The sequence below is a fragment of the Kitasatospora sp. NPDC017646 genome, from assembly GCF_044329365.1.
GTDB lineage: Bacteria > Actinomycetota > Actinomycetes > Streptomycetales > Streptomycetaceae > Kitasatospora.
Window position 1 is genome coordinate 26,456 of sequence record NZ_JBIRJC010000007.1, and the last position, 25,742, is coordinate 52,197.

Genomic DNA, 25,742 nt, shown 5'->3' on the forward strand with positions numbered 1-25,742 from the left:
ATCCGGCCGGGCCGGACGGCGCGGCGGAACGGCGTGACAGACTGGCGGTGACGACGCACCCGCCGAGCACCCGAGGACGGCCCCCGATGGAGACCCCGCAGACCCCGATCTGCTCCGCCAAGGGCTGCCGGGCGGACGCCCGTTGGGTGCTGGTGTGGAACAACCCCAAGCTGCACACCCCGGACCGCCGCAAGACCTGGCTCGCCTGCGAGGAGCACCGCGAGCACCTGTCCCAGTTCCTGGGCGTGCGCGGCTTCCTCAAGGAGGTCGTCGCCTTCGCCGACTGGGACTCCGCGGAGGACTAGCGACCCCGGCCCCAGCTGTACACCTAGCCGCCGATCGCCGACATCGGCCGCTCGGGCTGGTGGAACTCCGGGTCGTCGATCCCGGCCCCGGCCTTCTTGCCCCACATCGCCGCCCGCCACAGTGCGGCCAGCTCCGCGTCGTCCGCCCCCGAGCGCAGCGCGGTGCGCAGGTCGGTCTCCCCGGTCGCGAACAGGCAGTTGCGCACCTGGCCGTCCGCGGTCAGCCGGGTCCGGTCGCAGGCCCGGCAGAACGGCCGGGTGACGGAGGCGATCACACCGACCCGGCCCGGGCCGCCGTCCACCACCCAGCGCTCGGCGGGGGCCGCGCCCCGGCGCGCGGACGGCTCGGGGGTGAGCTCGAAGCGGGCCCGCAGCAGTTCGAGGATCTCGCCCGCGGTGACCATCGACGAGCGGTCCCAGCCGTGCTGGGCGTCCAGCGGCATCTGTTCGATGAAGCGCAGCTCGTAGCCCCGCTCCAGGCACCAGGCCAGCAGGCCGGCCGCCTCGTGGTCGTTGACCCCGCGCATCAGCACCGAGTTCAGCTTGACCGGCGCCAGCCCGGCCGCCTCGGCGGCGGCCAGCCCGTCCAGCACGTCCTGGTGGCGCCGACGGCGGGTGAGAGCGAAGAACACCTCGGGGTCGAGGGTGTCCAGCGAGACGTTGACCCGGTCCAGCCCGGCCTCGCGCAGCGCGGTGGCCGTGCGGGCCAGCCCGATGCCGTTGGTGGTCAGCGACAGCTCGGGCCGCGGCTCCAGCTCGGAGCAGGCGGCCACGATCGCGACCAGGCCGGGCCGCAGCAGCGGCTCGCCGCCGGTGAAGCGCACCTCGCGCACGCCCAGGTCGCGCACGGCCAGGGTGACCAGCCGGACGATCTCCTCGTCGGTCAGCAGGTCGGGCTTGGCCAGCCACTGCAGGCCCTCCTCCGGCATGCAGTACGTGCAGCGGAGGTTGCACCGGTCGGTCAGGGAGACCCGCAGGTCGACGGCCTGCCGTCCGAAAGTGTCGAGCAGCACGTGGCTTCCCTTCCCGAATAGCGGCCGGCTTCCCGAGAAAGCAGCCGGCCCGGCCACCATCGCGGCGGGGCCGGGCCAGCATAGTCATGCCGCAACGATCAGTGGGCGCCCAGCCCGGTGAGCGAGCGGACCTCCAGTTCAGCGTACTTCGCCGGGTCGGGGCGCTCCTTGGACAGGAGGGTGCCCAGCCAGCCGGCCAGGAAGCCGATCGGGATGGAGACCAGGCCGGGGTTCTCCAGCGGGAACCAGTGGAAGTCGGAGTGCGGGAAGAGCGAGGTCGCGCTGCCCGAGACGACCGGGGAGAAGACGACCAGCAGCACCGAGCTGATCAGGCCGGCGTAGACCGAGCTGACCGCGCCGGCGGTGGTGAAGCGCTTCCAGAACAGCGAGTAGAGCAGCGTGGGCAGGTTCGCGGAGGCCGCCACCGCGAAGGCCAGCGCCACCAGGGCGGCGGTGTTGAGCTTGTCCGCGTAGAGGCTCAGCACGATCGCGACCGCGCCGATCCCGACGGCCGCCCACTTGGCCGAGCGCACCTCCTCCCGCTCGCTCGCCTTCCCGCGCCGGATCACGTTGGCGTACAGGTCGTGCGCGAAGGAGGCCGAGGAGGCAAGGGTGAGTCCGGCGACCACGGCCAGGATGGTGGCGAAGGCGACCGCCGAGATCACCGCGAGCAGGATCGCCCCGCCGGTGGTGCCGCTGCCGCCGCCGAGCGCCTCGGCCAGCTGAGGGGCGGCCGCGTTGCCGGCCGCGTTGGCCGCCTTGATCCGCTTGCTCCCCACCAGCGCCGCCGCGCCGAAGCCGAGCGCCAGGGTCATCAGGTAGAAGACGCCGATGATGCCGATCGCCCAGAGCACCGACTTCCGGGCCGCCTTGGCGGTGGGCACGGTGTAGAAGCGGACCAGGATGTGCGGCAGACCGGCGGTGCCGAGGACCAGCGCGATGCCGAGGCTGATGAAGTCGAGCTTGGCGGTGCCGGTGCCGTACTTCTGCCCGGGCTGGAGGAAGGCCTCGCCCTTGCCGCTGGCGCTCGCCGCCGCGCCGAGCAGTTCCGAGGGGTTGAAGTGGTACTTGGCCAGCACCAGGACGGTCATCAGCGCGGCGCCGGCGATCAGCAGCACGGCCTTGACGATCTGCACCCAGGTGGTGCCCTTCATGCCCCCTATCACCACGTAGATGATCATCAGGGCGCCGACCGCGACGACGGTCCAGCGCTTGGCGGCGTTGCCCTCCACCCCGAGCAGCAGGGCGACCAGCGTCCCCGCGCCGACCATCTGGGCCAACAGGTAGAAGATCGACACCACGATGGTGGACACGCCCGCGGCGGTGCGCACCGGGCGCTGGCGCATCCGGAAGGCGAGCACGTCCGCCATGGTGAACCGGCCGGAGTTGCGCAGCGGCTCGGCGATCAGCAGCAGCGCGACCAGCCAGGCGACCAGGAAGCCGATCGAGTACAGGAAGCCGTCGTAGCCGGCCAGCGCGATGGTGCCGGCGATGCCGAGGAAGGAGGCGGCGGACATGTAGTCGCCGGAGATCGCCAGGCCGTTCTGGAAGCCGGTGAAACCGCGCCCGCCGGCGTAGAAGTCGGAGGCGCTGCGGTTCTGCCGCCCGGCCCAGAGGGTGATGGCGAGGGTCGTCAGCACGAAGAGCCCGAACAGGGCCATCGTCAGGCCGCGGTGATCGGTGGCGGAGCTGGCGAGCACGGTCATTCGGCGGCCTCCCGGGGGGCGTGGACGACGGCGCCGTGGGCCTGGCGGATCGCCGCGGCGGGCGGGTCGATCCGCCGGTCCGCGTAGCGGGCGTACCAGCCGGCGATGACGAAGGTGGTGACGAACTGCAGCAGCCCGAGCACCAGGGCCACGTTGACGTGCCCGAGGACCTTGGCGCCCATCAGGCCGGGGGCGTAGCAGGAGAGCAGTACGTAGAGCAGGTACCAGAGCACGAAACCGATGGTGACCGGGAAGGCGAAGCTCCGAAACGAGCGCCGCAGGGCACGGAACTCCTCGCTGTCGTCGATGAGTTGGACGTCCGTGGCGGTAGTGGTGATCGGCGGCGAATCCACTCTGTCTCCTCACTCCTTCGGCGTGGCGGTCACACGAGGGAATGAATCGAACGTGAGGGGCATCACATTCCTCGTGTGCGCCGCGCAATGCTAGGAGCGCCACGCCCACCCCGGAAGGGGTTGGCCGCGATCAGTCGGACGTTCACTCCGTCAGACTATCCATTTGGCTGAAAAACACCTCTCCTGTCACTCAAGGATCCGGCCCCGGCCACCGAAAAGGGGCGGCACCGACCAACGGTGCCACCCCTCTTGACGATGCGTCAGAACGCGATGCGGACCTTCAGCGCGGAGCGGTCGTCCATCGCCCGGTAGCCGTCCGGCACGCCGTCCAGGTTCACCGTCCGGTCGAAGACCAGGCCCGGCTCGATCGCGCCCGAGAGCACGTCCGGCAGCAGTTCGGGGATGTACGCCCGGGCCGGCGCGACCCCGCCGTTGAGCGAAACGTTTCGGCCGAACATCTGACCGATGTCGACGCCCGCGCTGCCGCCGTGCGGCACACCGACGTAACCGACGGCGCCGCCGTCCCGGGTGATCGAGATCGCCGTCCGCATCGACTCCTCGGTGCCGACCGCCTCCAGCACCGCGTGCGCGCCCAGCCCGCCGGTCAGCTCCTTCACCGCCTCGATCGCGGCCTCGCCGCGCTCGGCCACCACGTCCGTCGCCCCGAAGCGCCGGGCCAGCTCGGTCCGGGCGGGGTGCCGGCCCAGCGCGATGATCCGGCCGGCGCCCAGCCGGTTCGCCGCCAGCACGCCGCACAGGCCCACCGCGCCGTCGCCGACCACCGCGACCGTCGCGCCCGGACGCACCCGGGCCGACACCGCCGCGTGGTGCCCGGTGGACATCACGTCGGACAGCGCCAGCAGCCCCGGCAGCAGCTTCTCGTCACCCGCCGCCTCCTTGGGCAGCTTCACCAGCGTGCCGTCCGCGAACGGCACCCGGACCGCCTCGCCCTGGCCGCCGTCCGAGCCGACCTGCCCCCAGAACCCGCCGTGCGGGCAGGAGGTCTGCAGCCCTTCGAGACAGAACTCACAGACGCCGTCCGACCAGACGAAGGGGGCGACCACCAGATCACCCTTCGCGAAGCCGCGGACCTCGGCGCCGACCTCCTCGACCACGCCCAGGAACTCGTGCCCGATCCGCTGCCCGGCCACCCGCTGGGCCACCCCGCGGTAGGCCCACAGGTCACTGCCGCAGATGCAGGCGTTCACCACCCGCAGCACCACGTCCGTCGGGTGCTGGATCACCGGGTCCGGTACCTCTTCGATCCGGATGTCGTTCGGTCCGTGGATCACCGTGGCGCGCATGCGTTCTTCCTCACACAAATCCGGCCGGGCGGCCGGAAACGATCTCGACCAGATGTACGACACCCCCGCCGACCACTCTATTCCGGCCGCCCGGCCGGAACATGCCGACCGGACCCGACCGGCTCGCCCCTTATCCTGTTGGACCATGCAACCGATCCAGCCCGAGACGTACGGCGCGCCGCGGACCGCTCCGGTCCCCGCCCAGCGCTCCGCCGCCCCCGCCGAGGGCTTCGCGGTCGTCGACGTCGAGACCACCGGTCTCGGCCGCTCCGACCGCGTCATCTCGGCGGGCGTCTACCAGCTGGACCACGACGGCGAGGTCACCGACCACTGGTACACCCTGGTCAACCCCGAGCGGGACCCGGGCCCGGTCTGGATCCACGGCCTCACCGCCGAACTGCTCTCCGGCGCCCCGACCTTCCCCGAGATCGCCGACGAGTTCTCCGCGCGGCTGGAGAGCCGCGTCCTGGTCGCCCACAACGCGCTCTTCGACTGGAACATGATCTCCCGCGAGTTCTCCCGGGCCGGCCGCCGCGCCCCGGTCGAGCAGCGGCTGTGCACCATGGTGCTCTCCCGCGACCTGCGCCTCCCGCTGCCCAACGGCAAACTCTCCTCGCTCGCCGCCCACTTCGGCGTCCAGCAGCGCCAGGCCCACAACGCCCTGGACGACGCCCGGGTGCTCGCCGAGGCGTTCCGCCCCAGCCTGCGCCTGGCCCGGCTGGCCGGCCTCCCGCTGCCGCTGCAGACCTGCGTCGCGGTCACCGACCTCGGCGAGGACGAGCCCGCCACCCCCGGCCGCAGCAACTGGACCGGCTCCCAGTACCGCCAGGCCAAGAAGCGCCCGCCCTGCCCGTACCCCAACCCGGGGCGTTGGGAGGACGGAAAGCCGCTGGTCCAGGGCATGCGGGTGGCCTTCACCGGCGACACCGCCACCGACCGCGAGGTGCTGGAGGACCGCGCCGTCGAGGCCGGCCTGCACATCGCCACCTCCGTCAGCCGGCTGACCAGCCTGCTGGTCACCAACGAGCCGACCAGCTGGAGCGGCAAGGCCCGCAAGGCCCGCGACGTCGGCACCCCGATCGTCACCGAGGACGCCTTCCTCCAGCTGCTGCGCGAGGTCGCCCCGCACCCCGGTGCGTGAGTCGGTTGTGAGGTCGGCGTACCGTTCCCATGTGTACCGATTTCTGCTGACCCGCCAGTGGCTGATCACCATGTTGATCGGGCTGCTGCTGATCCCCGCGACGATCAAGCTGGGCTTCTGGCAGCTGCACCGCCACGAGGCGCGGGTGGCCCGGAACGAGCTGATCGGCAAGGCCCTCACGGCATCCCCGACGCCCTTCGACACCCTGTCGCCGGCCCCCGGCGCCACGGTGCCCTCCGACCTCACCTGGCGCGCCGTGACGGCCACCGGGCAGTACGACCCGGCGCACGAGTTCGTGGTCCGCAAGCGGACCGACTCCAACGGCACCATCGGCTACTTCGTCGTCACCCCGCTGAAGCTCTCGGACGGCAAGGGCACCGTCCTGGTCAACCGAGGCTGGGTCCCCTCCGGTGACGGCGCCACCGAGTACCCGCCCGTCCCGGCCGCCCCGGCCGGCGAGGTCACCCTCACCGGCCGGCTGCGCGCCGACGAGACCACCGGCAGCAGCGGCGGCTTCGTCAAGGACCGGGCCGGTCTCCCCGCCCGCCAGTTCAACCTGATCAACACCGAACAGCAGTCCAGGGAGACCGGCACCACCCTCCTCGGCGGCTACCTGGAGCTCACCGCCACCACCCCGGCCCCGGCCGACCAGCCCGAGCTGATCCCCGAGCCCGACCACTCGGACATCGGCCCGCACATGGCCTACGCCATCCAGTGGTGGCTCTTCACCGCGATGATCCCGGTCGGCGTCTGGGTGCTCATCCGGCGCGAGGCCAAGGACCGCGCCAAGCAGGCCGCCGAGCCCGAGGTCGAGCTCGACGCCCTTCCCGCCTGAGGCCCGGCCGCACCGGAGGACGTCCTAGAGGACGTCCTCCAACTCCCGCAGCAGCCGCGCCTTCGCCCGGGCGCCCACCACCGACCGCACCGGCCGCCCGCCCCGGAACAGCATCAGCGTCGGCATCGACAGCACCCCGTACGCCGCCTGGGTCCGGGGGTTGCGGTCAACGTCGACGCTCACCACCCGCATGCGGTGGGCCTCCTCCCGCGCGACGTCCGCCAGCACCGGCGCCATCATCCGGCACGGCGGGCACCAGTCCGCCGTGAAGTCGACCAGCACCGGCCCCTCGGCCGCCAGCACCTCCGCCGCGAAGGTCTCGTCCGTCACCGCCGGCACACCCGCGATCTGCACCATCGTCTACTCCTCCGTCAGTTCACACAGGGGCGGCTGCTCGGAGACGGCGAGTTCGTCCCGCGCCCGAACGGCCCGTTCGAACTGCCCGGCCACGTGCGCGCGCACCTCCTGGAGCCGACCGATGCACTCGTCCAGCTCGGCGAGCTTGCGCCGGTAGACCTCCAGCGAGGCCGGGCACGAATCCCCGTCCGGGTGCCCGGCCCGCAGGCACTCCACGAACGGCCGGGTCTCCTCCAGTTCGAAGCCGAAGTCCCGGAGCATCCGGATCTCCCGCAGCAGCCGCAGGTCGCCCTCGTCGTACGCCCGGTACCCGTTGCCCGCCCGCCGGGCCGGCAACAGCCCCAACTGCTCGTAGTACCGCAACGCCCGTGTGGTCGTCCCCGCCCGCTCCGCCAACTCCCCGATCCGCACGCCGAACCACTCCTCCCGAACAGCCGGTACCGACCGTAAACCTTCTCCCCGACGTCAACGCCAGTGCGAATCCGCGGGCGGCCCAGGTCCTGTCCGGCAAGATGTCCCCATGGATCTCGGACTGAAGAACAAGGCCTACGTCGTCACCGGCGCCACCCGGGGCCTCGGCCTCGCCACCGCCCGCGAACTCGTCGCCGAAGGCGCCCACGTGCTGGTCAGCGGCCGCACCCGGGATGCCGTCGACGCCGCCGTCACCGAGCTCGACGCCCTCGGCACCGCCCACGGCCTGGTCGCCGACAACGCCGACCCGGACGCGGCCGAGCGCCTGATCGCCGAGGCGAACGAGCGCTTCGGCCGCTTCGACGGCATCCTGATCAGCGTCGGCGGCCCCCAGGCCGGCCCGGTCGAGACCACCCCCGAGTCCGCCTGGCGCGACGCCTTCGAGTCCGTCTTCCTCGGCGCGCTGCGCCTCGCCCGCACCGCGGCCGCCGCCCTGCCCTCCGGCGGCGTGATCGGCTTCGTGCTCTCCAGCTCGGTCCGCCAGCCGATCCCCGGCCTCGGCATCTCCAACGGCCTGCGCCCCGGCCTCGCCATGGCCGCCAAGTCCCTCGCCGACGAGCTCGGCCCCCGCGGCATCCGGGTGCTCGGCCTGCTCCCGGGGCGGATCGACACCGACCGGGTCCGCGAACTCGACGCGCTCACCCCCGACCCGGAGGCCGCCCGCGCCGAGGCCGGCGCCACCATCCCGCTCCGCCGGTACGGCACCCCCCAGGAGTTCGGCACGGTCGCCGCGTTCCTGCTCTCCCCCGCCGCCTCCTACCTGACCGGCGTGATGGTCCCCGTCGACGGCGGCGCCCTCCGCTCCCTCTGAGCTACTCCAGCTGACGGTGCCCCCGCCGACCCCGGCGCCGCCGCTCGGCGGGGGCCTCCCGCAACACCCGGATCCGCAGGTCCGCCGGCAGTTCCGCCAGCCCCAGGCTCCGGACGGCGTCCACCCGCGGGCCGCCCTCGAAGTGCTCCACCAGCCCAACCGGATCCCCGCCCGGCGTCAGCCGTACGGCTCCGCGCAGCCGGGGGTGTCCGGGCGCCCGCACCAACCGCACCCCGGCCCGCTCGACCTCCGGCAGCACCGCCGTGCCGTGCTCCAGCGCCTCCTCCAGCGCCCGGGCGCTCACCTTCAGCCGCAGTCCGCCCGCCCCCGGAGTCGGCACGTCGATCCGGTGCAGACCGGTCCGCCGCACCTGCGCGACCAGCCACCACGCCATCCCCACCACCAGCACCGCCAGCGCGCCGATCACCGTCGGCCACCACCAGGAGGACTCCACCCAACGCCCCCGGGAGCGCGCGCTGAGCACCGGCTGGTCCGGCGAGGTCAGCGGCCACCAGCCCGGCGGATCGACACCCAGCCGCCGGTACAGGTCCAGCCCGCCCGCCAGCACCAGCACCCCGACCCCCAGCAGCACCGCTCCCACCAGCCCCAGCAGCAGCCGGTTGACGACCGTCCGCCTCACCCCGCCGCCTCCCCCGCCCGGTCGTCCGGCTGATCGGGTGCCCCGTCGGCCACCCCTCCGGCCGCCCCGCGCCAGGACCGCACATCCAGCCGCAGCGGCCGCGCCAGGCCGACCCGTCCCAGCTCCTCCCGCAGCTGCCGCTGCACCACCGCCGGATCCACCGGCCCGCTCACCGACACCCGCACCCGCCGCCGCCCGACCCTGATCCGCAGGTGGTCGATGCCCGTCAGCCCGGCGGCCCGGTCCGTCAGCAGGTGCTCGATCCCGGCCCGCTCGATCGCCGCTCCCGTCCCCCCGTACGGCCGCAGCACCAGCCACCGCCGCAGCCCGGGAGCGATCGCCAGCCACAGCAGCCACCCGCCCAGCAGGACCGAGCCCCCGGCCCCGATCAGCACCCACGGGTCGTCCAGGTGACGCGTGGCCAGCTCGTCCGCGAACTGCGCCCGCCACCGCCGGGCCGGCTGCCCGGCCCGCACCGCGACCACGTCGTACAGCAGCGCCCCCGCCGCCACCAGCACCACCGTGGCGACCACCGCCGCCGTCGCCGCCCGCCCCGCCCGCAGCCGGGGCACCTTCCGCGCCGAGCCGACCCCGGGGTCGGTCCGTTCCCCGCCCCGGCTCACCACGCTCCCCCGGCGACCAACTTCTCGACCTCCACGACCACTTCGGACACCCTGGTCCCGGTCAGCCCGACCACCCGCGTCGCCACCCGCTCCCGTACGGCCCGGGCGAGGCCCGCGAGGTCGGCGGGGAAGGGCGCGTCGACGGCCACCCGGACGGTCACCGTGCTGCCCGGCCGGGCCACCGTCACCCGGGGTGGCACCCCCTTCACCGACCGCCCGGCCCACGCCTCGGCGAGCACCTCCCGGGCCGCCTTCCCCGCGATCCGTGCGTACACCCGGTCGGCGACCCGGAGCCGCCCCCGGCGGGCCGCGCCGGGGGCGGGGGCAGGAGCGGGAACCGAGGTCCCCATCAGCGCCGCCGGTCGCGGCCGCGGAGCAGGTCCCCGAGGTCGCCCAGGTCGATGTCGCTCTCCAGCAGCCGCCCGGCCACGAAGCCGACCAGTCCGAGCGCCGCCACCAGCAGGAACGCCGCGAACCCGCCGAAGTACCCGGCGAAGCCGAGGGCCATGCCCACCACCAGGCCGACGATGGCCAGGTTCATCCGCTACTCCCTCGTCCTCGCCGGGCGCTACTTGAGCTTGGGTCGCTGTCCGGGTGCCGTCACCTGCTCCTCTTCCTCCTCGAACTCCGGTTCGTCCGGGAGGTGGACGTCGTTGACGGCGATGTTGACCTCGACGACCTCCAGGCCGGTCATCCGCTCGACCGCGTCGATGATGTTCTCCCGCACCTGGCGGGCGAGTTCGGGGATCACCACGCCGTACTCCACCACCAGGGCGATGTCGATCGCGGTCTGCTTCTCGCCGATCTCGGCCTTGATCCCGCGCCCGACACTGGACTTGCCGCCGGGCACCCGGTCCCGCATCGCGCCGAAGGTGCGGGCCAGCCCGGAGCCCAGCGCGTGGATGCCCGCGACCTCGCGGGCGGCCATCCCGGCGACCTTCTCCACCACGCCGACGGCCAGCACCGTACGGCCGCGCTCACCGGCCGACCGTCCGCCGTCCCCGCCCGCGCTCGTGCCCGGTACGGGTCTGGCACCGGCGAGCGGTCCGGGCGCCGTCGCACCGCCGGGGGTCTTGTGCATGGTCGCTGGCGTCGGAGTTTCAGGCATGGGGCATCTCCCTCGTAGCGGCTCCAGCTATATCGCAAACCTCTCCAACTCTGGCATTTCGCCACGACCCCCGCCCGCCGAGCGCGCCCTCGGAAGCGTCCGGAAACGCCGAGCCCGGCACCGGGGCTCTCCCGGGGCCGGGCCTCCCAGCACCTCGACGACGGTCAGTCGCCGATACCGGCGAGCTCCCGCAGCCGTCGCGCCTGTGCCACCCGTTCGGCCGAACGCTGCTCGTCGTACGACCGACCGGAGGCGCCCTGGAGCAGCGCCTTGGTCTCGATCACGGCCCCGCGCGGAGCGGCCAGCAGGGCGGCTGCGAGGTCCCGGGCGGCGGAGTCCAGCTCCTCGCCGGGGACACCCAGGTTGGCCAGCCCGATCGCGACGGCCTCCTCCGCGCCGACCCAGCGGCCGGTCGCGCAGATCTCCAGCGCCCGGGCGTAGCCGACGAGTTCGACCAGCGGCTTGGTGCCGGCCAGGTCGGGGACCAGGCCGAGCGAGGTCTCCTTCATCGCGAACTGGACGTCGTCGGCCACCACCCGCAGGTCACAGCCGAGCGCGAGCTGGAAGCCCGCCCCCACCGCGTGGCCCTGGACGACCGCGATGGAGACCAGGTCGGCGCGCCGCCACCAGGTGAAGGCCTCCTGGTACGAGGCGATGGCGTCGTCCAGCTCCTCGTCCGCGGAGCCGGCCAGCTGGAGGAAGGTGGGCTCGCCGGGGATGCCCTCGGGGGTGAACATGGCCCGGTCCAGTCCGGCCGAGAAGGAGACGCCCTCGGCGCGCAGCAGCACCACCCGTACGCTGCCGGGCAGTTCGCGCCCGGCCTGGGCGAGGGCGCGCCAGAGCGCGGGCGACTGGGCGTTGCGCCGCTTGGGCTGACAGAGGGTGACGACGGCGAGCTCGCCGTCGATCTCCAGGCGGACGCCGTCCCGCTCCCAGCTCGGGGCCTGCGGGTCGGTGGCGGGGGCGTTCATGCGGAAACCTCCGGTGGCGGGGGACGTGGCTACCGGAGAGTAACAAACCTGGACGCGGACGGGCAGAGCCCCGGCCCGGAAAGATCGGCACGGGGAGAGGGGGCCGGGTTCCGGACATGACGATCGGCGGCCGGTCCACTCGACCCGAGGGCGGACGCCCAGCTGTGGTCAGCTGTCGTCTCCTCGGTCGGCGCCCTGCCGCCGCGCCACCCAGCTTGTAGCCGACGGACCGTCAGGAACCGGCCGCGGCAGTCGCCTTGTTCTTGCCCCGCGTGGCACCACCGCGGCCCCGGAGGATCACTCCGGACTCGCTCAGCATCCGGTGCACGAAGCCGTACGAACGACCGGTCTCCTCCGCGAGAGCGCGAATGCTCGCCCCGGAGTCGTACTTCTTCTTGAGATCGGCCGCGAGCTTCTCACGCGCGGCACCGGTCACCCGGCTGCCCTTTTTCAGAGTCTCGGCCACCCGTGCCTCCTCGTAGCGTTGCTCGGTCAGATTCCCATGATCACCCATCGACCGCGTCCTGGCCACCCATTCGACAAGGTCGATGTCGCAAATGCGTGGTCCTGCGGTGGTGATCCGAGTGCACAACGGCGCTCACGCAGAGTGCACGCCCCCAGGTGGGGTGCCGCCGCATGCCGAGAAAGAGCTGATCAGCAGCGTCGGCCCGACCACGATCGAGTGGCGGGGCCGACGGGAAGTGCTTAAACGGAATCCGGGTCTTCTTCATTCCCGGACACGCCGAAAAGACTAGATTTTCTGGTCCGAAAAGCGGATGGGGCGTCTACATCCGGTCAGGCCAGCGAGACCAGATCGGCGTAGGACGGGTTCCACAGGTCCTCGACCCCGTCCGGCAGCAGGATGATCCGCTCCGGGTCGAGCGCCTCCACCGCGCCCTCGTCGTGGGTGACCAGCACGACCGCACCGGAGAACTCGCGCAGCGCGCCCAGGATCTCCTCACGGCTGGCCGGGTCGAGGTTGTTGGTGGGCTCGTCCAGCAGCAGCACGTTGGCGGAGGAGACCACCAGGGTGGCCAGGGCCAGACGGGTCTTCTCACCACCGGAGAGCACCCCGGCCGGCTTGTCGACGTCGTCGCCGGAGAACAGGAACGACCCGAGGATCTTGCGGATCTGCACCAGGTCGGTGTCCGGCGCGGCCGAGCGCATGTTCTCCAGGACGCTGCGCTCCGCGTCGAGCGTCTCGTGCTCCTGGGCGTAGTAGCCGATCTTCAGACCATGGCCCGGGATCACCTCGCCGGTGTCCGGCGCCTCCACCCCGGCCAGCATCCGCAGCAGGGTGGTCTTGCCGGCACCGTTGAAGCCCAGCACCACGACCCGGGAGCCCCGGTCGATCGCCAGGTCGACGTCGGTGAAGATCTCCAGCGAGCCGTAGGACTTGGACAGGCCGCTGGCCGTCAGCGGGGTCTTGCCGCAGGGGGCCGGGTCCGGGAAGCGCAGCTTGGCGACCTTGTCGTTCGCCCGGACCTGCTCCAGACCGGAGAGCAGCTTGTCGGCGCGGCGGGCCATGTTCTGGGCGGCCACCGTCTTGGTCGCCTTGGCACGCATCTTGTCGGCCTGCGCGTTCAGGGTCGCGGCCTTCTTCTCGGCGTTGGCCCGCTCGCGCTTGCGGCGCTTCTCGTCGTCCTCGCGCTGCTGCTGGTACTGCTTCCAGCCCATGTTGTAGACGTCGATGGCGGAGCGGTTGGCGTCCAGGTAGAAGACCTTGTTGACGACCGTCTCGACCAGGTCGACGTCGTGCGAGATGACGATGAAGCCGCCCTTGTAGGTCTTCAGGAAGTCCCGCAGCCAGACGATCGAGTCCGCGTCCAGGTGGTTGGTGGGCTCGTCGAGCAGCAGCACGTCGGAGTCCGAGAACAGGATCCGGGCCAGCTCGACGCGACGGCGCTGACCGCCGGAGAGGGTGTGCAGCGGCTGGCCCAGGATGCGGTCCGGCAGGCCCAGCGCGGCGGCGATGGTGGCGGCCTCGGCCTCGGCGGCGTACCCGCCCTTGGTGAGGAACTCGGTCTCCAGGCGCGCGTACTTCTTCATCGCGTTGTCCCGGGTGGCGCCCTTGCCGTTGGCCATCCGGTCCTCGTTCTCGCGCATCTTCTTCAGCACGGTGTCGAGGCCGCGGGCGGAGAGGATGCGGTCCTTGGCGAGGACGTCCAGGTCGCCGGTGCGCGGGTCCTGCGGGAGGTAGCCGACCTCGCCCGAACGGGTGACCGTACCGGCGGCGGGCAGCCCCTCGCCGGCCAGCACCTTGGTGAGCGTGGTCTTGCCGGCACCGTTGCGCCCGACCAGGCCGATCCGGTCGCCGGCGGCGACCTTGAAGCTCGCGGACTCGATCAGGATCCGGGCACCGGCACGCAGTTCGAGGGCGTTGGCGGAAATCATGGCTGGGACTACTCCTGGGACGTGGGCGGGCGGCCGGGTACGGGCCCGGGCTGCGGGAAGTGGGGCTTCATCGGCGGTCGGCGCGGTGGAACTGGGCGCCGCCGCCCGCTATTGCCCGGAGAAGATAGCCATGGCGGCCAGTCTACCGGGCCGCGCGAAACGCCCCGGGGACTACCGCCCCGGGGTACCCGCAGGGGCTCGGCTACTGCTGCGCGGCCGCCGCGTCGGTCGCCGGGGCCGCGGGGACGGTCGCCGTCGGGCTCGCCGACGGGTCGGCGCAGCCGCTCCGCGGGCGGACCGCGGCGAACGGCGCGTCCACACTGGAACAAGCTGTCTCGGGGGCCGCCGCCTTGGTGTCGAAGACCTTGGGCGGCACGACCGGGCCGTCGGTGATCTCCACCCGGCTGCCGTCCAGCGCCTTCACGGTCGCGGCCGGCCCGGTGATCATCGACCACCCGTTGCTGTCCAGCCGGTAGCCGGTGATGCCGCCGGAGACGGCCACCCCGCTGCCGTTGGTGCAGGTGCGCGGGATGAGCACGGCGTAGTCGGTGTGGACGGTGCGCAGCGGGTCGTAGAGGCAGCCGTTGGAGGGCCGGTCGTTGTACCGCAGGTCACCGTCGGCGTCGCGCAGGCCCATGGTCAGGTTCGGCGTCACCACGGCCAGCCAGGGCGAACCGTCCCGCTGGACGGTGTGCAGCGCGGCAGCGGCCCGCTGTTCGGCGGCGTCCTTGCGCTGGGCGTCGGTCCGCTTGTCCGCGCCCGGCTCGCCGTCGGCCCGCAGGTAGTCCGCGAGGCCCGGCACGGCGCGGTGCCAGCGCACCTCGTGGTCGCCCGGGCGCACCGAGGTGACCAGGCCGTCGTCCCAGACCACGATCGCGTTGTCGCCGGCCATCGCAAGGTAGAGCGCTTCGGCGCCCTCTCGGCGGTACGTCCAGGCCCGCTCGCCGGTCTCCTTGTGGTACGCCTCCAGTCCGGGGCCGACCACCTTGAGGTCCAGCTCGGCCGAACTGACCGACTGGGAGTTCACCGGGGTCGCGTCCGCGTCCCCGGGCCCCGCCACCCGGTCGCCGAACGGCACCGGCTTGTTCGCGTGCGCCGCCGCACCGGCCGCAAGGACCAGCATCACCGCCAGGGCAGGCAGGATCGAACGGGGGGTGAGGACACGCGGCGGCTTCCAGGACACGGCCGGAGCGTACCTTTCACCGGGCGCGCGAGTCAGCCGGAATCGCCCCCGGGCGGCCCCGCCCACCGCACGCCCGATCGTGCGCCCCCGTCCCGTACGCCCGCCCGCCCACCTGCGCCGTCGGGCCCCGGGCCGGTCGGCCGGGCTCTCCGCGACGGGTCCCGTCAGCCCCGTCGGACCGTTACAGAGCTGATACACGCGGCCGGACCGACGGGGTGTTGCGGCAGACGGCGTTCGAATATCGCCCACTTTAGGGTGACATTCGGCTTTTCCCTCCGTCGCCGGGCCTACTGTCGGCGAGCGTGGCGCGACCGTCCGTGGACGGGGTCACCGTCCACCCCCGCCCCGCGACGTCCGGAGGACAGACCATGCGCATCGGCCGCCTGACGCTGGCCGCCGCCAGTCTGCTGCTGATGGCCCCGGCCAGCGTCCCGGCCGGGACGCCGCTCAGCCAGACGGAACGGCACGCCCTCTCCTCGGACGCCTTCGAGCCGCGCGGCGCGGCCCCCCGCCCACCGGTCCAGCGGCCCGAACACGAACCGCCGTTCGGCGCCTTCGTCGGCTCCTGGGACAAGTACATCCCGCAGATCGGCAAGTACGCCCAGTGGCTGGGCAACGCGAACATGCAGGTCGGCCACACCTATCTGGCGGGCAACGGCTGGGCGGACATCGAGGGCGAGCCGGTGGTGCTCGGCATGTGGTCGCAGTGGCGGCTCGCCGACCCCTCCCGGCTGCTGGTGCTCGGCGTGCCCATGCTGGTCCCCAACGAGGCGCACGTACCGGACGGCGAGGTCGCCCGGCTGCTCGGCCAGGGCGCGCGCGGCGACTTCGACGGCCACTTCCTCCGGCTCGCCCGCCGGCTGGTGGCGCTCGGCGGCGCGGACACCGTGATCACCCTCGGCTGGGAGATGAACGGCGTCACCTACACCCACCGCTGCAAGCCCGACCCCTCCGCCTGGAAGGCGTACTGGCGGCGGATCGTCGGGGTGATGCGCTCGGTGCCCGGGCAGCGGTTCCGTTTCGACTTCGCCCCCAACCGGGGCCTGGACGCCGTCCCGTGGACCAAGTGCTACCCCGGCGACGACGTGGTCGACATCATCGGCATGGACAGCTACGACCAGCCGGCCGGCAGCACCTTCGACGACTACGTGCGCGAGCCGTACGGGCTGCAGGACCAGGTGGAGTTCGCGGCCAGGCGCGGCAAGCCGGTCTCGTACCCGGAGTGGGGGCTGTTCCGCAACGGCGACAACCCCGAGTTCGTCCGGCGGATGGTCGACTGGATGCGCACCCACGACACCGCCTACCAGACCGTCACCGACTACTGCCCGCACGGCTTCTTCCAGTGCCGGAGCAATCCGCGCTCGACCGCGGCGTTCAGGCAGCTGATGTCCGGTTCGCCGGGGGCGCCGGTGGTGGTGCCGACGGCGCCCCCGGCCCCGATCGCGCCGGTGGCGCCCAGTGCTCCCACCGCGCCGACCCGGCCGGGCCCGCCCGTCCTTCCGGGCGCGACCGCGAGCCCCTCCGCCGGTGCGTCGCCGAGCCCGTCCGCGACCGGGACGCCGTCGCGGCGCTGAACGACGGTCAGGCCCGGCGACGGGCCAGCAGCGCCTCCTTGAGCCGGGGGAAGCGAGTGCGCAGCTGCTGCACCGCCATGTGCCGGGCGCGCACCGCGCCGGCCCGGGCGGCGGCCGCCGGGGCCACCCCGGCCGGGCCCAGCAGCAGACGCTGGTTGGGCAGCCGGTCCGGCCGCCAGCGCTGCTTGTACGGTTCCTGGCCGCGCAGCAGGCCGAGCAGCGGGATGCCCGCGCCGACCGTCTCGTCCAGGGCCGCGCTGAACAGCAGCCCGGCGATGTCCAGCCGCTCGCGCAGCGACGGGTGGGCGCCGTACATGTACAGCCCGCCGAAGGAGGGGCAGAGCAGCAACAGGTTGACCGCGACCAGCTCGCCGTCCAGGTGGAACTGGTGGACGGCCGCCCGGCCGGTGGCGACCAGGCCGACGGTGGACTCGGTCAGGTGGCGGGCGAAGCGCTCGGTGCGGTGCTCGGCGGTGACGCCGCGCTCCTGCCACTGCAGGAAGTGCAGCCGCAGCAGCCCTTCCAGGGCGGCCGGCACCTCGTCCAGCGGCGTGGAGCGGACCCGCACCCCGGCCTCGGCGATCTTGCGCAACTTCACCCGGCTGCGCTGGGCGGTCTTGCCGGGCACCCGCTTGAGCAGCCGCTCCATCGGGACGGCCGGGAGGTACTGGCACAGCGAGTCCTCGTGGCGGCGGCGGGAACCGCGCCAGTGCCCGTACACCCGCTGCATCGCCGCCTCGGGGTGCACCTCGCGCAGCTCCAGCCAGTGCCAGGGGCGGGTGAGCGGGAGGGCGGCGGCGAACTCGGCGGCGGCCCGGTCGGCGCAGTCGTCGTCGAGCAGGACATCGCCGTAGTCGACCAGCCCGGCGCCGAGGCCGGTGAGACCGCCGAACGGGCCGCCGCGCCGCATGAAGGCGCCGGCGCCGACCAGCCGGCCGTCGCGGCGGACCAGCACCACCAGCAGCGCGCCGGGGCGGCCGTAGTGGCGCCACCAGGAGCGCTGCCAGGCGGCGGCCTGGAAGAAGGTGGCGGTCCGGCAGCGGGCCGCCAGGTCGTCCCACTCCTCGGCGACGGTGTCCAGGGCGTCGTCCTCGCGGCGCAGCTCGGTGGTCCACACGGGCGCGGTCGACTGGGCCGGCAGGCCGGCGGCGCGGGCCTCGGTGCTCATCGCCCGCTCCCGGCAGCGGCCTTCTCCTCGACCGGGGGCTCGGACGCCGTGTCGGGCTTGCCACCCGGGGCGGCTGCGGCCTTCGCTTCGGTCTTCGCGGAGGACTTCGCGGGAGTCCTCGGCTCCGCCTTCGCGGCAGTCTTGGGCTCGGCCTTCGGGTCGGTCTTCGGCTCGGCCTTCGCCCGGGTCCGGCTGCTCTGCGTCGCGCTGCGCGGGCGGGGCGTGGCCGGAGCCGGCGCCGGCGCCGGCGCCGGGGCGGCCTCGACGGGCTCGGGAGCCTTCGGTGCCGCGGACGCCACCGGCACCGCGGGCGCCGCCGGGGTCCCGGGGGTCTCGGGGGTCCTGGGGGTCTCGGGGGTCTCCGCCTCGACGGCGGCCGCTCCGCCGCGCCGACGGGTCATCAGCACCAGCGACCCGAGGAGCAGCCCGGCCGAGGCGCCGACCGCGACGTCCAGCTTGGCGGAGGGCGTGGTCGGCTTGTCCGGCGCGGCGGCCGGGGCCAGCGTCACCAGCCGGACGTTGGTGTCCTTGCTGCTGGTGTTGGCGAAGGCGACCAGCGAGCGGGCCACCGCGTCGGCGGTCCCGGCGGCCTCCCGGGCGCCGGACCCGGTGCCGGTGATCTCGATCATCGGGGCGTCCGGGGAGGTCGTCCCGGACACCAGGGACTCCAGCTCGGTCCGGGTGTGGCCGGTCTCCGCGGCCGCGGCCGCGAGCACCTGGGGCTGGCCCGCGAGCCGCCCGTACGCCTGGGCGAAGTTGGTCGCGGTCCCCGCCTCCCCCGGGTTCTGCGGCACCACCAGGACATAGGCGCTTGCGGAGTAGGAGGGGTGCGAGACGACGGCGTACCCGGCGCCGGCCACGGCGCCCAGCGGCACCGCGAGCGCCACCGGCCACCAGCGGCGGACCAGGTGGCGGGCGCTTCGACGCGGTGTGGTCATGGCTGTGACTCCTTGGATCGGGGACGGCGGTACCGGCGGCGGGCGGTCAGACGCGGGCCAGCCGGTCGTAGAGGGCGCCCAGGTCGGCGGCGACCCGGGCGATGTCGTAGTGGCCGACGGCCGGGGGGTGCGGCAGCGGGCCGGCGATGTGGCCGCTCAGCTGTCGCAGGTCACGCAGCGCGGCGGCGTACGCGGCGGGCTCGGAGGGGATGCGGCGGGCCTGCGGGGCGGCGCTGGGCGGGAGTTCGTCCAGCGCCGGGCAGGCGCTGTGCCGCACCGGCAGCCCGGCCGCGAGGCCCTCCAGCACGCCGAGGCCGAAGGTCTCCGCGGTGGAGGGGGCGGCCAGCACGTCCATCGCGGCCAGCAGATCGGGCACGTCGTCGCGCTCGCCGGTGAGCACCAGCCGCTCCCGCACGCCGAGTTCGGTGGCCCGGCGCTCCAGTCCGGCGCGCTCGGGGCCCTCGCCGACCAGCACCAGCCGGGTCGCGGGGTCGAGGTCGACGAGCGCCGTCACCAGCACCTCGAAGCGCTTGCCCGGGACCAGCCGACCGACCCCGCCGACCACCCAACTGCTCTCCGGCAGACCGAGTTCGGCCCGGACCCGGCCGCGCGCCGCAGACCGCTCGGCCGGCGGGCGGCAGTAGCCGGCGGTGTCGATGCCGTTGGGGATCAGCTCGATCCGGGCCGGCGGGACACCCCAGGAGCGCAGTGTCTGGGCGACCTGCCGCGAGACCGCGACGGTCGTGCTGCCGAGCCGTTCGGCGGCCAGGTAGAGGCCCTTGACGCCCCGGGTGACCGGTCTGCCCTCGATCACCCCGGTGTGCAGCGAGTGCTCGGTGGAGACCACGGCCCGCACCCCGGCCAGCCGCGCGGCCAGCCGGCCGTACAGCTGGGCGCGGTACAGATGGGTGTGCACCAGGTCGTAGCGGCCGGCCCGGACCAGCCGGACCAGCCGGGGCAGTGCGCCGAGGTCCCGGTTGCCGCGCATGCCGAGGTGGTGGACGGTCACCCCGTCCGCGCGCAGCGCGTCGGCGACCGCACCGGGATTGGTCAGGGCGAGCACCTCGCACCGCTGGTGCGGCGGCAGGTGCCTCAGCAGCAGCTGGAGTTGGCGCTCGGCGCCGCCCGAGGCGAGCCCGGTGACGATGTGCAGCACCTTCACGGTCGACGCTCCGGGACCGTCCGCTCGCCTCCGGGCCGGGTCAAGCGGCCGCGCCTCAGCTCGGTGACGGCGTCCCGCAGCCGGTGCCGGCCCTTCTTGGCGCGCAGCCGCCAGGCGCCGTCGCGGTCGCCGACGTAGCAGCGGGGCAGGGCGAAGCGGCCGGTGAGCGGGGAGTGGGCGATGGCGCAGGCGTAGTCGTACCCGGCGTCGCGCACGGCCAGGACGGCGGGCGCGTCGACGGCGCCGTACGGGTAGCAGAAGCCGGTGACCGGGCCGCCGACCGCCTCCTCCAGCAGGCGCCGGCTCTCCCGGGTCTGCACCGCGAGGACGTCGGCGGGCAGGCCGGGCAGTGCCCGGTGGCCGAGGCCGTGCGAGCCGATCTCCCAGCCGGCGGCGGCGAGTTCGGTGACCTCCTCGACGGTGAGCAGCTTCTTGCGCGGCCCCTCGGTGTCCCAGCCGTTGTCCTGGCCGAGGAGGTCGGCGACCACGTACGCGGTGGCGGTGAAGCCGTACGCCTGGAGGATCGGTACCGCAAAGCGGGCGAAGTCGGCGTAGCCGTCGTCGAAGGTGAGGCCGACCAGCTTGTCGTCGCGCCCGTGGGCCCGGGCCCGCATCAGCTCGCGGACCGAGACCCCGCGCTGCCCGCGCCTGTGCAGCCAGGCGATCTGCTCGGCGAACCGCTCGGGGCTGACGGTGAGTTGGTACGGATCCTCCTCCTCGACCGCCACCGAGTGGTACATCAGGATCCACGGCGAGGAGGAGCCGGGATCAGCGGGTTCGCCGGCCGGACGGCGGCTCCTGGGCAGTCGCGCCCGGTCGGGCGGGGCGTTGGTGACGCCCGCCTGAGCCGAACGGACGGTTCCCCGTTCACTGTCCATGGGGAAGCTTCCCTTCATCGGCGACGGTTGGCGGGTTGGGGGCCTCTCCGGCGGACCTCGTCGGATCGGCGGCTGACGACGCGGCGGGCTGCACGCTCGGACGCCGAGGGTCCGACGGGATCCGCCCGAGAGGCCCCCGACCCATGGCCCGGGCGGCGGCGAGGACCGGGCCGCGCACCTCGCGCGCACCGATTCCGGTGCCGAGGGCGGCGAAGCCCAGCGCCACGGCGAGGCCCCCGGCGAGGGTCGAGAACAGCGGGTCGGCGGCCAGGCCGGCGACGGCGGCGCCCAGTGCGGTGGCCCCGGCGGCGGTGACGACCAGCCGGGCGTGGCCGCCGAGCACCCGGCGCAGCCGCAGCGGGATGCCGCGCAGCACCAGGCCGCGCAGCAGCAGCGCGGCGGTCGTGGTGATCCCGGCCGCGTTGCCCGCGGCCAGGCCGAGGGCGCCGAAGCGCGGCGTGGCGAGCAGGCCGACGGTCACGGTCACGCCGAGGCCGAGCAGCATCGCGGCGAGCGGGTACCAGTCCAGCAGTCGGCGGCCGCCGTCCTCGGCGCGCGGGTCCCCGGCCCGGCGGACCACCGGGCACAGCGAGAAGTACGGGCGGATCATCACGCCGGTCAGCGCCTGGGCCGGCAGGCCGAAGCTGTACACCCGGATGACGGCGGCGGTGGCGGCCGTGTCGTGGGGGCCGAAGGCGCCGCGCTGGAACAGCATCGAGACCACCGAGGGGGCGCAGGCCATCAGGAAGGCGGTGCCGAGCAGGACGACCGCCGCGGCCTGTCCGAGGTCCTTCTCGACCCGGTCGCGGGCGGCCGTGAGGTCCCCCGCCGCGAGCGCCCGGGCGACCAACGGGAAGGTCACGGTGCAGATCAGGATGCCCGCCGTCATGGCGAGTTGGGAGACCTTGGCGGCGTAGTTGAGGTGCGAGATGGTGCCGGGCGGCAGCACCGAGCCGAGGTAGCGCTCGACGAAGACCTGGGACTGGCGGGTCAGTGTGAAGGCCGCCACCGGCAGCAGGGCCAGCGGCATCAGCACCAGGGTGTTGCGGCCCCGCCCGCTGCGGCCGGTGCCGGCGTGGCCGGCCCACAGCCGGCGCAGGAACGGGCCGACCAGAAGACCGGCCATCAGCAGGCTGCCGAGCGCCACGCCGAGGGCGGCGGAGCGCACGCCGAGCAGGCCGTGGAAGGCGAACAGCAGGACCAGGATGCCGAGGTTGTAGGCGACGTAGATGCCGGCCGGGGCGGTGAAACCGTGGTGGGCGCGCAGCGCGGCGGCCAGGTAGCCGGCCACCCCGAAGGGCAGCACGGTGACCGCGGTGATCCGGGTGCAGACGACGGCCAGGCCCGGGTCGGGCAGGCCGGGGGCGAGCAGCTCGACCAGCTGGGGGGCGCCCACGGCGACGGCCAGCGCGAGCCCGCTGAGCGCCAGCAGCAGCCAGGGCAGGGTGGCGCGGACCAGGTGGCGGACCGGGTCGGGGGCGTCCGGGTCCTCCTCGCGCAGCACCAGGGCGAGGGCGAAGGCGGGCACCATGAGGAAGGACATGGCGTCCTCGATCAGCAGCGGTGCCGCCGTCTCGGGGACGGTCCAGGCGACCAGGAAGGCGTCCGTGCCCTGGCTGGCACCGAAGTAGCGGGCCAGCAGGAGGTCGCGCAGCAGCCCGAGTCCGGAGCCGGCCGCGCTGAGCACGGCGGTGATGCCGAAGGCCTTGACGAGGAACCCGCCCCGAGGCGCCGGGGCGGGCCCGGCGGCGGGGGCCTCGACGGGGGCGCCGCGGGGGGCGGGCAGGGCGGAGGCGAGTGCGGCGGGCCGGTCCGTGGTCACAGTGCCATCGCCCGCTCGTCACTTCCGGCGCCGGGCGCCTCCTGGCGGGCCGCGCGGGCCGCCAGGCCGAGGACGACGGAGGTCAGCACGGTGGTGGTGCCCCCGATGTCGGCGTAGAGGGAGTCGACCAGCACCCAGGTGAGCAGGGCGAGGGCGGCGAGGACGGTGCCGCCGCGGCGGCGGAGACAGCCGAGCAGCAGGCCGAGGAAGAGGGCCGCGTAGGCGGTGATGCCGATCAGGCCCTGCTCGCTGAGCACCAGGAAGTACATGTTGTGCGGGGACAGCAGCGGTTCGCGCTGGAAGCCGATGGTGGAGTCGGCGGCGTCGCTGCCGGAGGACAGCCGCAGCGGGGCGTGGCTGTCGCGCAGCTCGGGGAAGGCCTTCGGGCCGGCGCCGTGGACGGGGTGGTCCTGCCAGATCCGCCCGGCGGTGGTCCACAGGTCGTAGCGGTCGGAGACGGACTGGTCGGGCGCGGCGGAGACCGAGCCGATCGAGCTGAGCCGCTGCGTGACGCCGGAGGCGCCGAGGCCGAGGCCGCCGATCAGGACGACGGCCGCGGCCAGGCCCAGCACCGCGCCGCGGACCAGCAGCCGGGCGTCCGCGCGCAGCAGCAGCACGGTGGCGGCGACGCCGGTGGCGATCCAGCTGCCGCGGCTGAACGAGACGGCGAGGGGGAAGGCCAGGAAGGCGGCGGCGGCGAACATCGCGCGTCGAAGCCGGGCGTTGCCGCCCTGGCCGCGCTCGCCGAGGGCGAGGGCGAGGGCGGCGAGCAGTCCGAAGCTGACCACGGCGGACATCGCCATGATGTCCAGCGCGCCGAAGGTGCCGACGGCCCGGATCGGCTGGCCGGTGTAGGAGGCGCCGGTGCGGGTGAGGTACTGGTTCGTGCCGACCACGCCCTGGATCAGGGCGGCGAGCACGAAGGAGCCGAGGACGAGCCGCTGGTCGGTGCGGTCGCGCAGCGAGCAGAGCACGGCGGCGGGCACCAGGACGAACACCTGGGTGAGCCGGACGAAGCCGGTGAGACTGGTGGACGGGTCGATCGAGCCGGCGGTGGCGACGGCGGCGGCGACCACGACGCCGCCGAACAGCACGCCGGTGGCCCGGCTGATCGCGGGCAGCCGTCCGCGCAGCAGGTTGAGCGCGGTGAGCGCGACCAGTGCGAGCGAGGCGACGTCGGCGGCGGTGACGTGGACGGCCGCGGTGACGTCCTTCTCCCCGGTGGGCACGCAGACCAGCAGGACGGTGGCCGCGGCGAGCAGGCTCGGCCGGTCCGCGAGCGCGCGCAGGGCCCGCCGCGAGGTCGGGCGTGGAAGGGCCGGAAGAGTCAGGGCCACGCCGGATCAGCTCCCGTCCGGGTGGAGCATCAGGGCCGCGGTGCGGCACAGGATCTTGACGTCCTGCCAGAGGCTCCAGCTCTCGATGTAGCGGTTGTCGAAACGGGCCCGGTCCTCGATCGAGGTGTCCCCGCGCAGACCGTTGACCTGGGCGAGGCCGGTGAGGCCGACCGGGACGCGGTGGCGGTCGGCGTACTCGGGGTAGGCCTGGCTGAACCGCATGACGAAGTACGGGCGTTCGGGGCGCGGGCCGACCAGGCTCATGTCGCCGCGCAGGACGTTCCACAGCTGGGGCAGCTCGTCCAGCGAGCTCTTGCGCAGCAGGCGGCCGACGGCGCCCATCCGGTGGTCCTGGGAGATGTTCCAGCGGGTCGCCGACTCGTGCTCGTTGCTGGGGCGCAGGGTGCGGAACTTCAGGACGGTGAAGACCTGCCCGTCCAGGCCGGTGCGCTGCTGGCGGAAGAGCACGCCGGGGCCGGTGTCGAAGCGGACGGCGAGGGCGCACAGCACGAGGACGGGGGCGAGCAGCAGCAGGCCGACCGCGGCGGCGGTGACGTCCAGGGCTCGCTTGACGGCCCAGCCGGGGCGGCGCATGGCCGGGCTGCCGAGCCGCAGGCAGGGGAAGCCCCAGAGGTGGTCGGCGCCGGCGATCGGGGCGGTGGGCAGCGAGCCGTGCTCGCGCAGCGCAGGCACCAGCCAGACCTGGCAGCCGAGCCGGGCGGCGTCGCGCAGGGCTGCGGCGGTCTCGGCCTCGTCGGCCGCTCCGGCGGTCGCGATCACGTGGTGGATCCGGTGCCGGCGGACCTCGCGCTCCAGCGCCTCGCGTCCGCCGAGGACGGGCAGGCCGGTGTCGCCGACCAGCAGCGGGGGGTCGGCGTCCAGGAAGCCGACCGGGCGCATGCCGTACTCGCCGTGCTCGCTGAGGGCGGCGGCGACCTTGCGGCCGAGCCGGCCGGCGCCGAGCACCAGGACGGGGCTGGGGTGGCCGCGGCGGATCCGCCGGACCAGGTGGTAGAGGAAGCCGCGGCCGACGGCGGCGATCAGCAGCTGGGCGCCGAGCAGGGCGGTGAGGCGGGCCGGGGTGACCGGGCCGCAGTCGGGCCAGCGGCCGTCGAGGCAGCCGGCCAGGGTGACGGCGAAGGCGGTGGCGACCACGACCCGGACGGCGAGGGCGGGCAGTTCGTCCAGGACGGACAGGGTGAGCCGGCTGCGGTAGAGGCCGCCGGCCAGGTTGAGCAGCAGGAGCAGGGGCAGGACGGCGGCGGCGCCGAGCAGCGGGGCGAGCGGGACGGTCGGGTCGATCACCCGGTTGGCGATGCCGGTGGCGGTGCACAGCGCGATCGCGTCGACCTGGACCAGCGCGAGCGGCAGGGCGAGCCGGGAACGGGTCGCCCTGCGGTGCCGGCGGAGCGGCGGCACGGCCCGGGTGTACGCCGCCCCGGTCGGCCGGTCGAGCAGCCCGGTGCCGGGCAGCCGCGGTCCGGACAGGGGCCCGCCGGATCGCGGCACGCTCTCGTGGTCAATGGTCATCAGCGCACGAACTCCCCTGCTGTGTGCCCGGGGTGACGGCCCCCCGCACCGATGGACGAGGGGCGGCCGTCCCGGCCCGGTGGGCGCGGTCCTGGCAGCACCTGCTATCGCTGGCGGC

General features: G+C 74.0%; 27 protein-coding genes. 5 read left to right on the forward strand and 22 right to left on the reverse strand.

What is annotated here, in order from left to right; translation table 11 throughout:
- Window positions 1–86: 86 nt before the first annotated feature.
- Window positions 87–305, forward strand: a complete 219-nt coding sequence (locus ACH4J0_RS13675; RefSeq protein ID WP_396239549.1) for a hypothetical protein — start codon at window positions 87–89, stop codon at window positions 303–305.
- A gap of 23 nt (window positions 306–328) precedes the next feature.
- Here ACH4J0_RS13675 and moaA read toward each other — a convergent pair whose 3' ends face one another.
- From moaA to ACH4J0_RS13695, 4 genes are all read right to left on the reverse strand, one after another.
- On the reverse strand, window positions 329–1,318 hold the full coding sequence (moaA, locus tag ACH4J0_RS13680) for a GTP 3',8-cyclase MoaA (RefSeq protein WP_396239551.1): 990 nt from the start codon (window positions 1,316–1,318) through the stop codon (window positions 329–331).
- A gap of 98 nt (window positions 1,319–1,416) precedes the next feature.
- Entirely contained in the window at window positions 1,417–3,024 is a 1,608-nt protein-coding gene (locus tag ACH4J0_RS13685; protein WP_396239553.1) for a cation acetate symporter, read from the reverse strand.
- The gene (locus ACH4J0_RS13690) at window positions 3,021–3,377 is read right to left on the reverse strand and encodes a DUF485 domain-containing protein (RefSeq protein ID WP_396239555.1); all 357 of its coding nucleotides are present in this window, start codon (window positions 3,375–3,377) and stop codon (window positions 3,021–3,023) included. The genes ACH4J0_RS13685 and ACH4J0_RS13690 overlap by 4 nt, the downstream gene beginning before the upstream one ends.
- A 260-nt stretch (window positions 3,378–3,637) precedes the next feature.
- Window positions 3,638–4,681 (reverse strand): zinc-dependent alcohol dehydrogenase family protein, encoded by a 1,044-nt coding sequence (locus ACH4J0_RS13695; RefSeq protein ID WP_396239557.1) that lies wholly within the window; start codon window positions 4,679–4,681, stop codon window positions 3,638–3,640.
- A 145-nt stretch (window positions 4,682–4,826) separates the two neighbouring features.
- Here ACH4J0_RS13695 and ACH4J0_RS13700 point away from each other — a divergent pair, with 145 nt between their 5' ends.
- Complete coding sequence (locus tag ACH4J0_RS13700; RefSeq protein ID WP_396239559.1) at window positions 4,827–5,822, forward strand: DEDDh family exonuclease; 996 nt, start codon at window positions 4,827–4,829, stop codon at window positions 5,820–5,822.
- A 31-nt stretch (window positions 5,823–5,853) separates the two neighbouring features.
- Window positions 5,854–6,657, forward strand: coding sequence for an SURF1 family protein (locus tag ACH4J0_RS13705; protein WP_396239561.1), 804 nt, complete (start codon window positions 5,854–5,856; stop codon window positions 6,655–6,657).
- A 24-nt stretch (window positions 6,658–6,681) separates the two neighbouring features.
- Here the strand turns inward: ACH4J0_RS13705 and trxA are convergent, their stop codons facing one another.
- Together trxA and ACH4J0_RS13715 are read right to left on the reverse strand one after the other, a co-directional pair.
- A complete protein-coding gene (gene trxA, locus ACH4J0_RS13710; RefSeq protein WP_396239563.1) occupies window positions 6,682–7,014 on the reverse strand; it encodes a thioredoxin in 333 nt (110 codons plus the stop codon).
- 3 nt (window positions 7,015–7,017) lie between these two features.
- Window positions 7,018–7,425 (reverse strand): MerR family transcriptional regulator, encoded by a 408-nt coding sequence (locus ACH4J0_RS13715; RefSeq protein WP_396239565.1) that lies wholly within the window; start codon window positions 7,423–7,425, stop codon window positions 7,018–7,020.
- Window positions 7,426–7,534: 109 nt separating this feature from the next.
- Between ACH4J0_RS13715 and ACH4J0_RS13720 the strand changes: the two genes are divergently transcribed.
- Complete coding sequence (locus ACH4J0_RS13720; protein WP_396239567.1) at window positions 7,535–8,296, forward strand: SDR family NAD(P)-dependent oxidoreductase; 762 nt, start codon at window positions 7,535–7,537, stop codon at window positions 8,294–8,296.
- A gap of 1 nt (window position 8,297) precedes the next feature.
- Here ACH4J0_RS13720 and ACH4J0_RS13725 read toward each other — a convergent pair whose 3' ends face one another.
- From ACH4J0_RS13725 to ACH4J0_RS13765, 9 genes are all read right to left on the reverse strand, one after another.
- Entirely contained in the window at window positions 8,298–8,936 is a 639-nt protein-coding gene (locus ACH4J0_RS13725; RefSeq protein ID WP_396239569.1) for an alkaline shock response membrane anchor protein AmaP, read from the reverse strand.
- Window positions 8,933–9,559 carry a DUF6286 domain-containing protein gene (locus ACH4J0_RS13730; RefSeq protein WP_396239571.1) on the reverse strand — a complete coding sequence of 209 codons (627 nt, stop codon included), beginning with the start codon at window positions 9,557–9,559 and terminating at the stop codon, window positions 8,933–8,935. Before ACH4J0_RS13730 ends, ACH4J0_RS13725 begins: the two co-directional genes overlap by 4 nt.
- On the reverse strand, window positions 9,556–9,909 hold the full coding sequence (locus tag ACH4J0_RS13735) for a hypothetical protein (protein WP_396239573.1): 354 nt from the start codon (window positions 9,907–9,909) through the stop codon (window positions 9,556–9,558). Before ACH4J0_RS13735 ends, ACH4J0_RS13730 begins: the two co-directional genes overlap by 4 nt.
- Window positions 9,909–10,100 (reverse strand): hypothetical protein, encoded by a 192-nt coding sequence (locus tag ACH4J0_RS13740; RefSeq protein WP_030285647.1) that lies wholly within the window; start codon window positions 10,098–10,100, stop codon window positions 9,909–9,911. Before ACH4J0_RS13740 ends, ACH4J0_RS13735 begins: the two co-directional genes overlap by 1 nt.
- A gap of 27 nt (window positions 10,101–10,127) precedes the next feature.
- Window positions 10,128–10,667 (reverse strand): Asp23/Gls24 family envelope stress response protein, encoded by a 540-nt coding sequence (locus ACH4J0_RS13745; RefSeq protein WP_396239575.1) that lies wholly within the window; start codon window positions 10,665–10,667, stop codon window positions 10,128–10,130.
- A gap of 164 nt (window positions 10,668–10,831) precedes the next feature.
- Window positions 10,832–11,638: an enoyl-CoA hydratase/isomerase family protein gene (locus ACH4J0_RS13750; protein WP_396239577.1), complete on the reverse strand. Its 807-nt coding sequence runs from the start codon at window positions 11,636–11,638 to the stop codon at window positions 10,832–10,834.
- A gap of 232 nt (window positions 11,639–11,870) precedes the next feature.
- Window positions 11,871–12,104 carry a helix-turn-helix domain-containing protein gene (locus ACH4J0_RS13755; RefSeq protein WP_030285640.1) on the reverse strand — a complete coding sequence of 78 codons (234 nt, stop codon included), beginning with the start codon at window positions 12,102–12,104 and terminating at the stop codon, window positions 11,871–11,873.
- A 329-nt stretch (window positions 12,105–12,433) separates the two neighbouring features.
- Entirely contained in the window at window positions 12,434–14,032 is a 1,599-nt protein-coding gene (locus tag ACH4J0_RS13760; RefSeq protein ID WP_396239580.1) for an ABC-F family ATP-binding cassette domain-containing protein, read from the reverse strand.
- A 202-nt stretch (window positions 14,033–14,234) separates the two neighbouring features.
- Window positions 14,235–15,215: a hypothetical protein gene (locus ACH4J0_RS13765; protein ID WP_396239582.1), complete on the reverse strand. Its 981-nt coding sequence runs from the start codon at window positions 15,213–15,215 to the stop codon at window positions 14,235–14,237.
- A gap of 368 nt (window positions 15,216–15,583) precedes the next feature.
- Between ACH4J0_RS13765 and ACH4J0_RS13770 the strand changes: the two genes are divergently transcribed.
- Entirely contained in the window at window positions 15,584–16,789 is a 1,206-nt protein-coding gene (locus tag ACH4J0_RS13770; RefSeq protein WP_396239584.1) for a glycoside hydrolase family 26 protein, read from the forward strand.
- 7 nt (window positions 16,790–16,796) lie between these two features.
- On the opposite strand, the gene ACH4J0_RS13775 is transcribed toward ACH4J0_RS13770, so the two are convergent.
- From ACH4J0_RS13775 to ACH4J0_RS13805, 7 genes are read right to left on the reverse strand one after another with little or no spacing between them, the layout of a single operon-like run.
- Window positions 16,797–17,957: a GNAT family N-acetyltransferase gene (locus ACH4J0_RS13775; RefSeq protein WP_396239586.1), complete on the reverse strand. Its 1,161-nt coding sequence runs from the start codon at window positions 17,955–17,957 to the stop codon at window positions 16,797–16,799.
- Window positions 17,954–18,895, reverse strand: a complete 942-nt coding sequence (locus tag ACH4J0_RS13780) for a YveK family protein (protein WP_396239588.1) — start codon at window positions 18,893–18,895, stop codon at window positions 17,954–17,956. The genes ACH4J0_RS13775 and ACH4J0_RS13780 overlap by 4 nt, the downstream gene beginning before the upstream one ends.
- A 46-nt stretch (window positions 18,896–18,941) precedes the next feature.
- Window positions 18,942–20,057 carry a glycosyltransferase gene (locus ACH4J0_RS13785; protein ID WP_396239590.1) on the reverse strand — a complete coding sequence of 372 codons (1,116 nt, stop codon included), beginning with the start codon at window positions 20,055–20,057 and terminating at the stop codon, window positions 18,942–18,944.
- The gene (locus ACH4J0_RS13790) at window positions 20,054–20,935 is read right to left on the reverse strand and encodes a polysaccharide deacetylase family protein (protein ID WP_396239592.1); all 882 of its coding nucleotides are present in this window, start codon (window positions 20,933–20,935) and stop codon (window positions 20,054–20,056) included. Before ACH4J0_RS13790 ends, ACH4J0_RS13785 begins: the two co-directional genes overlap by 4 nt.
- Window positions 20,925–22,757 (reverse strand): lipid II flippase MurJ, encoded by a 1,833-nt coding sequence (locus ACH4J0_RS13795; protein WP_396239594.1) that lies wholly within the window; start codon window positions 22,755–22,757, stop codon window positions 20,925–20,927. The genes ACH4J0_RS13790 and ACH4J0_RS13795 overlap by 11 nt, the downstream gene beginning before the upstream one ends.
- Entirely contained in the window at window positions 22,754–24,094 is a 1,341-nt protein-coding gene (locus ACH4J0_RS13800) for an O-antigen ligase family protein (RefSeq protein ID WP_396239596.1), read from the reverse strand. The genes ACH4J0_RS13795 and ACH4J0_RS13800 overlap by 4 nt, the downstream gene beginning before the upstream one ends.
- Window positions 24,095–24,100: 6 nt before the next feature.
- Window positions 24,101–25,624 carry a sugar transferase gene (locus ACH4J0_RS13805; RefSeq protein ID WP_396239598.1) on the reverse strand — a complete coding sequence of 508 codons (1,524 nt, stop codon included), beginning with the start codon at window positions 25,622–25,624 and terminating at the stop codon, window positions 24,101–24,103.
- Between the last annotated feature and the right edge of the window lie 118 nt (window positions 25,625–25,742).